Genomic DNA, 8423 nt, shown 5'->3' on the forward strand with positions numbered 1-8423 from the left:
TAGCCCGTGAAGGGTCCAGCGTGTCACAGGCCAGCACGCACACCTGGGTGGCGGCGGACGCGGGCGTCGCGGCCGGGACCAGTGCCGCGAACGCGAGAGCGGCCGCCAGCAGGAAGCCGAGGAGTCGCGATCTGACAACGATGTCGGAGCTTCGTGAGCGCACGGCAGATCGCCTCGATTTCACGATGGGGGACGCCAGTTGGCGGGCGTTGCTGGGGCCGACAGCTCTCACCGAGCTGGGCCGGAATCGCGCACTGGTCCATACCTGTCTCCGAGGCAGTGAACCGGCTTGGCGAGTCCCTGTCAATGCCTTCAACGGGAGTCTTTCGCAAGGGAGTTGACGGTCGTCGCGACGGGTTGACACCTCGAATTCGCGCGCCCATCATCGGTGAAACTTCGACGAGGCTCCTCGTGTATCCGACTGTCCGATCAGGCGCTGGGGCTCGTAGGTCGCGCGTTTGAATCGTTTCATGCTTCACGTCACGTCTCCGTGTCCCCGCACCCGCCCCGGGAGGTTCCATGCGCCGTCGTCCCTCGCTGAGCAGATCGCCAGGCCGGCATCATTTGCTCAGCCTCGCCATGGTCGCGGCCGCCGCGCTGGCCGCAAGTCCCGCGCCGTACGCCTCCGCGGTGACCCCTACGACCGCAACGAGCGTCGGCAAGGAGGCCGTTGACCCTCTGAGCTACTCGCCGACCTCCCGCACTCTCAAGCCGACCGCCGTGTACCGCACGTCCGGCAGCGTCGCGAACCCGCAGAACGTCCTCAGCGGACAGTCGACGCGGATCTCCGGCTCGCAGTCGTCCATCACGCTCGACTTCGGCAAAGAGGTCGCCGGAATGGGAACGTTGTCATTCGGCAGTACGAGCGACAGCGGCCAACGGGTCGGCCTGGCCTTCAGCGAGTCGTCCCTGTACGTGGGCAACAACAGCGACCGCAGCAGCGGCCGGGACAGTGAGGACGGGGCGCTCCACACCACGGCCTCCGCCAACGGCACGTACACGATGCCCACCGCACAGCAGCGCGGCGGTTTCCGCTACCTCACCGTCTTCCTCGACACCTCGGGCTGGGTCGATCTCAAGGGCGTCAGCCTCGACTTCACCGCCGATCCGGGGAAGGCCAACCCGGCCGACTACGCCAACTACTTCCACTCCAGCGACGACCTGCTGAACCGCATCTGGTACGCCGGGGCGTACACCGTGCAGCTCAACACGATCGCCTCCGACCAGGGTCGCGCCTGGCCGCCGCCGGCCACGGCCTGGGACAACGGCGCCACCGTCGGCGTGGGCGAGTCCGTCCTGGTCGACGGGGCCAAGCGCGACCGTACGGTGTGGCCCGGCGACCTGGGCATCGCCGTACCCACGCAGTACGCCTACTCCAACGACCTCACCTCGACCCGCAACGCGCTCACCACGATGTACGACGCCGCGTCCGCGGAGGGTGAAATCCCCTGGTCAGGACCACCGTTCAACCTCACCGGCTCGGACACCTACCACACCTGGACGCTGCTGGGCACGGCCACGTACTACACCTACACCGGCGACCGGGCGTGGCTGGACGCCCAATGGGCCGACTACAAGCGCTCGATGGCCTTCATCATCAACAAGATCGACGGCAACAACCTCCTCAACGTGACCCGCACCCAGGACTGGGCCCGCTCCGGCCAGGGCGGCGCGAACATCTCCGCCAACGCGCTGCTGTACGCCGCGCTCAGGGGCGGCGTCACCCTGGCCCAGGCCAAGGGCGACAGTGCGCTCGCCGCGAGCTGGTCCGACAAGGCGGCCGCCATCAAGACCGCGGCCAACTCCCGGCTGTGGGACGCCTCGAAGGGCATGTACAAGGACAACCCGACCAGCGCCCTGTATCCACAGGACGGCAACTCCCTCGCGGTCTGGTACGGGTTGACCGACTCCACGGCCAAGGCCAAGAGCATCGTCGCGGGGCTCGGCAACAACTGGGGCATCTACGGCCCCACCACCCCCGAATGGGGCAGCAACGTGTCGCCCTTCGCCGGCGGCATGGAACTGAACGCCCGCTTCACCGCCAACGACGACTTCGGCGCCCTCGCACAGATCCGCCGCACCTGGGGCCACATGCTGGGCAGCGACATCGGCACCAAGAGCACCTTCTGGGAGGGCATCAAGGCCGACGGCGGTCTCGCCTACGGCGGTTCCTTCATGAGCCTGGCCCACGGCTGGTCCAGCGCGCCCACCTCCACGCTCACCTTCGACGTGCTCGGCACCGCACCGGAATCGGCGACCGGCGCCTACCGCTTCGTCCCGCACCCCGGCGACCTGACCAGCGCCGAGGGCCGCATCACCATGCCCCAGGGCGCCATCAACGCCTCCTGGTCCCGCAGCCCCGCCGCCGGCACCTACACGGCTCAGCTCACCAGCCCGTCCGGAACCACCGGCCGTATCGGCGTCCCGAAGCTCGGCGGCTCCAACATCTCGGTGTCCGTCAACGGCAACGTCGTCTGGAGCAACGGCACCTTCACACCCACCTCCGGCATCACCGGCGCCAGCCAGGACGACACCTACGTCTACCTCACCGGCGTCGCCCCGGGCAGCTACAGCGTGACCGCCTCCGGACTGGGCAATCCCTCGGCACCCGCCGAACCCGGAACCGGCGCCCTGCGCGCGGGCTTCACCCGGTGCGCGGGCGAGGGCGGCACCTGCTCCTTCAGCGGCACCCGTGCCGTGGCCTACGGGGCCGGGACGTACAAGTACAAGACGGTGACCAGCAGCACCGCCTGCACCAACGCCTCCTTCGGCGGCGACCCGGCGGCGAACCTCGTCAAGTCCTGCTACGTCGCCGACACGGGCGGCCCGCCCGGATACACGGTCTGTGCCGCCGAGGGCGCCACCTGCGCCGTACCCGGCTACAACCGCGACGTGGCGTATGGCGCCAACGGCAACTTCGCCCACCAGGTCACCAACGGCTTCGTCACCTGCAGCAACGCCCACTTCGGCGATCCCATCGACGGCGTCGCCAAGTCCTGCTACCTGCCACCATCCGGAGCCCCGGCCGGTGGCTGGACCAAGTGCGCGGACCAGAACGGCACTTGCCCGGCGGCTGCGGGACAGCCGGTGATGTACGGAGCCTTCGGCGCGTTCACGACGATCAAGGCCACCGGCAACACCCCGTGCACCGACGCCACGTTCGGCGACCCGATCCCCGGCGAGTCGAAGGCCTGCTACACCGCCACCGGCGGCCCGGTGGGCTATGTCACGAGCTGCTCGGACGAGACCGGGACATGCGCGTTCAGCGGGCAGCAGACCGTCGCCTATGGCGCACGGGGCACCTTCGTGTACAAGTCGTTCACCGGCGGCACCGCGTGCACGACGGCCGCGTTCGGCACTGATCCGCTACCGGGCGTACGGAAGGGTTGCTACCTCACCTCTTGAGGAGCGCTGGGCTATTGGCCTTCGCCTTGTGCGGTTTGCGCCGTCAGGGCGAAGGCCGGCAGCGCCGTCGTCGTTAAGCCGTCCAAGGGGACATCCAGTCGGCACCGCGAGGCGGTGAGGGCATGCGTCCGGGCGGGGAGGGACAGCCGGAACGCTGTTTCTCCCCGCCCGGACGGGACGGACTTCAGATTGCCTGCGCGGTGGGCAGGATGGTGATCTCGGTGAGGTTGACGTGGCGGGGGACGGCGGCCATGAAGGCGACGGTCTCGGCGATGTCGGCGCTCTGGAGGACGTCGATGTCGTGGATGAGGTCGGACATCAGCTGGGAGGCGTCGGGGTCGGTGACGTGGTCGGGGAGTTCGGTGTCGACCATGCCGGGTTCGATGGTGGCGACGCGGACCATCTTGGGGCCGAGCTCGACGCGGAGCAGCCGGGTGAGGTGGCTGATGTACGCCTTGGTGCCGGAGTAGATGGAGAACTTCGCCAGGATGCGGGTGGCCGCGATGGACGAGGTGTTGATCAGGTCGGCGGGCCTGCCCTGGGCTGCGGAGTCCGTCAGGTGCGGGAGGAACGCGGCGATGACGTTCATCAGGCCGCTGATGTTGAGGTCGATCTGGCGTTGCCAGTCGTCGACCTTGAGCTCCTCGATGCCGGAGATGAGCTGGACGCCGGCGTTGTTGAACACGAGGTCGGCCTTGCCGAAGCGGGCGGCGACCTGGTCGGCGGCAGTCTGGACGGCGGCGCGGTCGGTGACGTCGACGGCCAGGGCGAGCGCCGTGCCGCCGGCTGCCTCAATGTCCTTGACGAGGCTGTCGAGGCGCTCCTTGCGCCGGGCCAGCACGACCACGGTGGCACCGAGTTCGGCGAGGCGTTCGGCGGTGACGGCACCCATGCCGCTGGAGGCGCCGGAGACGACAGCGACACGGCCGGCGAGGGGAGTGCCGGTGAGCAGGGCAGCAGACATCACAAAACCTCAATCTCTTTGATCGGAAGGTGGGGAGATGTGGATCAGTGGTGGGGCGCCCGGCCGGGCCAGGTCTTCCCGCCCGGCCGGGCTGATGGAGAAGGCCGCAGGCACCCGAAGCCGAGGGCGCGCGCGGTGTGTCAGGCGGCGTCGTCGTGGGCGGTGGCGGCGGACCTCTCGCGCCACGGGGCGAGGTCGTCTTGCACCTGCTGGTGCTTGACGTCCAGCCGCTCCAGGGTGTCGCGCCCGAGGTAAAGGTGCGTGGGCAGCTTCTCGGTGGAAGCGACCTCGACGATGAGCGCGGCGCCCTTGACGGGGTCACCGAGCTGGGCGTGGTTGGCCCGGTCGATCCAGTCCAGCGTCACGTGGGCCGGGGTGTCGTCGTAGTCGGTGATGCGGTCCGCGGCGACCGACAGGGAGCTGCCGTCGAGGAAGTCGGTGCGGAAGACGCCCGGCTCGACGACCATCGACTGGATCCCGAACGGTGCCATCTCGGCCGAGAGCGCCTCGCTGATTCCGGCGACGGCGAACTTCGACGCGCAGTACAGGCTGACACCGGGCTCGCCCTCGAAACCGGAGCGCGAACCGATGTGCACCAGCCGGCCCGAGCCCTGCTTGCGCATGACGGGCAGCACGGCGCGGGTGACGTTGATGAGGCCGAAGACATTGAGGTCGAACAGTGACCGGGCCTCCGCGTCGGTGATCTCCTCCAGCGCGCCGAGCAGGCCACGGCCGGCGTTGTTGACCAGGACGTCGATGCCGCCGAACCGGTCCACGGCCGCCTCGACCGCCTGCGGGATGCTGTCGTTGTCCGTGACGTCCAAGGCGACGGCGAAGACCTTGTCGGAGTTCTTCAGATCATCCGGCACACGCTCCGGGTTCCGTACGGCGACCACGACATCGTTGCCTTCTGCCAGAGCGGCGCGGGCGATTTCCGCACCGATTCCACGAGAGGCGCCGGTGACAAACCACGTAGCCATGAGGAAAACCTCTTTCGTCAGTTCCCCGTGTTCGGGGATTTCCTGTTGACGTATTCGAGTGTGCCCCTCGGCTACAGAGCTATGAAGGCTGCGCTTTTCCTGGGTGTCCCACACCTAGGAAGAGGAGGCGTACGTCCGGGCGAAGCATGAAGGCGGAGGAGCCAAGGACCATCAGTCGCGGCAGCATCCGGGCCCTTCGGCCATGAGCTGCGCCGACCTGGAACCTGAGCTGGAGTTCGCAGACGCCCTGCTGCGATGCGCGTGCCGCTGACGCCCCCGCGCCAGCGCGTTCACGGAAGGACCAGAGAGGCGATCGAGGCTGCCGCATTCCCGCACGCGGAAAATGCGGGAAGTTGGGTTTCGACCGCCGACATCGAGCCAAGCGTGCCTTTCTCGTGATCTCCCAGCCGGAATTCGCAATGTCGCCGAGAGGAACACGCAAAACACCCCGGGGTGTGAAACACGCCGACCCCGCCGGGGCGCATCCGTGCCCCGGCGAGGACGATTCTCCGGCGGTCTCCTGGTTCAGGATCCGTGTGCGGGATCCTGCTGGTGAGGCACTTCGGGTGCGCTGAGGGAGCCAAGCAGGGCCAGTCCGTCGGCGGACGGGGAGTCCGGCTCGGCCTGCAGGATGATGAGCTGCTGTCCGGGCACGCTGCGGATGTTGAGGGCCTCGTGCCGCAACTCCAGGTCTCCCACGACGGAGTGGTGAATCTGCTTGACGTCGTAGGGCGGGACCCGGGTGTACTCGCGTGCCCACAGGGCGCGGAACTCGCCACTGCGCACGGACAGTTCACCGACGAGCTCCAGGATGCGGGGATCCTGCGGATTGCTGGCCGCGGTCTGCTGAAGGTCGGCGACCGCACGATGTCGGGCCCGCTCCGGGCTCCGGTAGAAGTACTTCGCCGCGGGGTCCAGGAAGAGCATGCGCAGAACGTTGTCGTGCTGCGCGAAGTCACGGTAGAGAGCGTCGGCCAACGCGTTGGTGGCCAGCAGGTCCTGGGCGTGGCCGATGATGAAGGCCGGCGTCCGGGTCCAGCTCTCGATCAACTGCCGCAGGTGCGGGCGGACCCGTTCGACCCGGGAAGGGGACTTCGTACGGCGGGCTGCCGGCCGGGCCAGCCGGAAGAGCTCCCCCTTGTCCTCGTCCCCGAGTTGCAGTGCGCGGGCAAGGGCCTCCAGCACCCGGGGTGAGGGGCTGAGTTCACGGCCCTGCTCGAGTCGGCTGTAGTAGCTGAGGCTGACACCTGAGAGTGTCGCGACCTCGTCGCGCCGCAGGCCGGGCACCTTTCGACGGCCCGCACCGGGCAATCCCGCTGCGGCAGGGCTGAGGCGTTCTCTGCGGGAGCGGAGGAACTGGCCCAGCCCTCCAACCGGGTCAGTGTGTGTGTCGTTGTCCATGGTTGCCAAGGTAGGCGGAAATCGCCGTGCGCGGTTCTGGCGACGGTGGGTGCATTACACCCAGGAATACCAGTCCCCCGGAGGGAGAGCCCACGACGGGCCGTGCCGAGTCATCACGGGAAAAGCTCGCCGAACAGGGCACACGGCTACCCTTGGTGAAGGGTGTGCTACGTGGTGGCATAGTGCGCGACCGACAGTTCCCGTCGGCTGAAATGCATCTAGTCTTGCCGCATGAGCAATGGGACCCCTTTGGGCGATTTCCTCCGAGCCCGCCGAGAAGCCCTGAAGCCACACGACGTCGGTCTGCCCGAACACGGGCGACGCCGCGTACCGGGACTGCGCAGAGAAGAAGTCGCCATGCTCGCGGGAGTCAGCTCCGACTACTACATCCGGCTGGAACAGGGACGCGAGAGCAGCCCGTCCCCACAGGTCCTCGACGCCGTGGCGCAGGCACTCAAGCTCGACGCGGAAGCCACCGACCACCTCAACCGCCTCTGCCTCACCGCCTCACAGCGCCCGCGCGACTGGGGCGAGACCGACGTCAGCGGGCAGTTGTTGCAGCTGATGGACGGATGGGACCACACTCCGGCCTTCGTCGTCGGCCCGGCCCTCGACATCATGGCGGGCAACTCCCTCGCCACCGCCCTCCACAGCGGGTTCGACCAGTTCGACAACCTCGCCCGCATGGTGTTCGTCGACCCGGCAGGGCGCGAGTTCTACCAGGAATGGGAGCGAGCCGCGCACTCCTGTGTCGCCGAAATCAGGGCCGCCTACGGACACGACCCCGAATCGGCCCGCATCGCCGAAGTCGTAGGGGAACTGTCCGCCCAGAGCGAGAAGTTCGCCGGGATCTGGCAGTTGCACGACGTGAAGGGCAAGTCCCAAGAGGGCAAGCATCTCAAACACCCCCAGGTCGGAGACCTGCACATCAAATTCGCGGCTTTCACAGTCAACGGTGCCCCGCACCAGCAACTGGTGGTCTATCAAGCAGAACCGGCCAGCCCGACGGCGGCCGCCTTCGAGAGGCTGAGGGCCATGGCCACCCGGCCGAAGCAGGCTCAGGCAACTGTGCCCGACCTCGCCGTCAACGAGCGGTAGCGGCGAACATGAGCACGTGAGCTCCGGTGGAGGCTGGTCCTGCCGCACCCAGGAACGACGCGGCCTTCATAGCGGTGCTCCCGTCGGCCGACACTCGATGCGACAGGCAACGCGCCGGCTGACCCGCCGACGCGCAGATCGCACGGCGCCGGGAGCAGACATGATCACCGTGAAGGACCTTCAGCCCCACCCCCTGGACCAGGTTCACCGGCTGATCGAACCCGGCCCCGTCATCCTGGTCACCACCCAGAACCGCGGCATCCTCAACGTCATGACCAACGGGTTCAACATGATGGTGCGCCACACCCCACCGCTGATCGCGGCGACCATCGGCCCCTGGGACCATAGCTACCAGGCACTCGTCGAAACCGGCGAGTGCGTCATCTCGGTCCCGACGGCGGACATGGCCGCCACCGTGGTCGACATCGGCAACTGCTCGGGCGCCGACGTGGACAAGTTCGAGGAGTTCGACCTGACCGCCTGTCCCCGTACTCGTGTGAGTGCACCACCAAGTACGGGGATAGGTGCACCACTCAGGCCACGTCGGTGTCTCGTTCGATGGCTTGGAGTCGGTT

Annotated in this window: 6 protein-coding genes; 3 read left to right on the forward strand and 3 right to left on the reverse strand. The window is 67.9% G+C overall.

Translation table 11 applies throughout. The features are described from left to right. Positions 1 to 519: 519 nt before the first annotated feature. Positions 520 to 3405: an alpha-L-rhamnosidase gene (locus tag ACFY0U_RS44845; protein ID WP_388646146.1), complete on the forward strand. Its 2886-nt coding sequence runs from the start codon at positions 520 to 522 to the stop codon at positions 3403 to 3405. A 184-nt stretch (positions 3406 to 3589) separates the two neighbouring features. Here the strand turns inward: ACFY0U_RS44845 and ACFY0U_RS44850 are convergent, their stop codons facing one another. From ACFY0U_RS44850 to ACFY0U_RS44860, 3 genes are all read right to left on the reverse strand, one after another. After that, complete coding sequence (locus ACFY0U_RS44850; protein WP_388646149.1) at positions 3590 to 4372, reverse strand: SDR family oxidoreductase; 783 nt, start codon at positions 4370 to 4372, stop codon at positions 3590 to 3592. Positions 4373 to 4509: 137 nt separating this feature from the next. Next, positions 4510 to 5349 carry an SDR family NAD(P)-dependent oxidoreductase gene (locus tag ACFY0U_RS44855; protein WP_388646152.1) on the reverse strand — a complete coding sequence of 280 codons (840 nt, stop codon included), beginning with the start codon at positions 5347 to 5349 and terminating at the stop codon, positions 4510 to 4512. A 525-nt stretch (positions 5350 to 5874) separates the two neighbouring features. Continuing rightward, a complete protein-coding gene (locus tag ACFY0U_RS44860) occupies positions 5875 to 6750 on the reverse strand; it encodes a helix-turn-helix transcriptional regulator (protein WP_388646153.1) in 876 nt (291 codons plus the stop codon). A gap of 231 nt (positions 6751 to 6981) precedes the next feature. Here ACFY0U_RS44860 and ACFY0U_RS44865 point away from each other — a divergent pair, with 231 nt between their 5' ends. After that, positions 6982 to 7848 (forward strand): helix-turn-helix transcriptional regulator, encoded by an 867-nt coding sequence (locus ACFY0U_RS44865; RefSeq protein ID WP_388646155.1) that lies wholly within the window; start codon positions 6982 to 6984, stop codon positions 7846 to 7848. A gap of 160 nt (positions 7849 to 8008) precedes the next feature. Continuing rightward, positions 8009 to 8423 (forward strand): flavin reductase family protein (locus ACFY0U_RS44870; protein WP_388646157.1); only part of this gene is annotated, 415 nt, incomplete at its 3' end.

This window comes from Streptomyces sp. NPDC001536 (assembly GCF_042894505.1).
Lineage (GTDB): Bacteria > Actinomycetota > Actinomycetes > Streptomycetales > Streptomycetaceae > Streptomyces.

Bases quoted from the DNA above. Each gene is read 5' to 3' on its own strand.
- ACFY0U_RS44845 (WP_388646146.1), top strand. From the start codon at position 520: ATGCGCCGTCGTCCCTCGCTGAGCAGATCGCCAGGCCGGCATCATTTG.
- ACFY0U_RS44855 (WP_388646152.1), bottom strand. From the start codon at position 5,349: ATGGCTACGTGGTTTGTCACCGGCGCCTCTCGTGGAATCGGTGCGGAA.
- ACFY0U_RS44860 (WP_388646153.1), bottom strand. From the start codon at position 6,750: ATGGACAACGACACACACACTGACCCGGTTGGAGGGCTGGGCCAGTTC.
- ACFY0U_RS44865 (WP_388646155.1), top strand. From the start codon at position 6,982: ATGAGCAATGGGACCCCTTTGGGCGATTTCCTCCGAGCCCGCCGAGAA.